The 608-nt window shown below is 64.3% G+C and carries 1 protein-coding gene; it reads right to left on the bottom strand.

Annotation, left to right across the window (positions count from 1 at the left end; translation table 11 throughout):
* On the bottom strand, positions 1 to 608 hold a 608-nt coding region (locus HV675_RS32175), incomplete at both ends, for a branched-chain amino acid ABC transporter permease (protein WP_246270683.1).

Here is a 608-nt window from a genome sequence, read left to right as displayed (position 1 = left end):
GAAATCACGAAGTTCGGGCTCACGCCCATCAGGCTCGCCGTATTCGGGTTCTCGGCGATCGCGCGCATCGCGCGGCCGAGTTTGGTCTTGTGAACCAGCAGCAGCAGGCCGCCCATCACGAGGAACGCGACCACGATGATGACGATTTCGGTCATCGAGATCACCGCGCCGGGGTTCGTGTCGGTCGCCCTGATCACGTTGATCGGGTCGGTGGGCAGCAGTTGCGGAAACGCGAGCGGGTTGCGGCCCCAGATGATCATCGCAAGCGTCTGCAGCAGGATCGACACGCCGATTGCGGTGATCAGCGGCGCCAGACGCGGCGCGCGGCGCAGCGGCCGGTACGCGACGCGCTCGATCGTGTAGCCGACCACCGCGCACACGCACGCGGCGATCACCAGCGCGATGCACAGCGTCGGCACGTTGCCGAGGCCCGGAAAGTGATTCTGCAGCACGCCGATCGCCGACAACGCGACCATTGCGCCGACCATCAGCACGTCGCCGTGCGCGAAGTTGATGATGCCCAGAATGCCGTACACCATCGTGTAGCCCAGTGCGATGATCGCGTAGACGCTACCAAGCACCAGTCCGTTGATGATCTGCTGGATGAA

The sequence above is a fragment of the Paraburkholderia solisilvae genome (genome assembly GCF_902859875.1).
Taxonomy (GTDB): Bacteria; Pseudomonadota; Gammaproteobacteria; order Burkholderiales; family Burkholderiaceae; genus Paraburkholderia; species Paraburkholderia solisilvae.
This window is presented reverse-complemented; position numbering and strand designations above follow the sequence as displayed.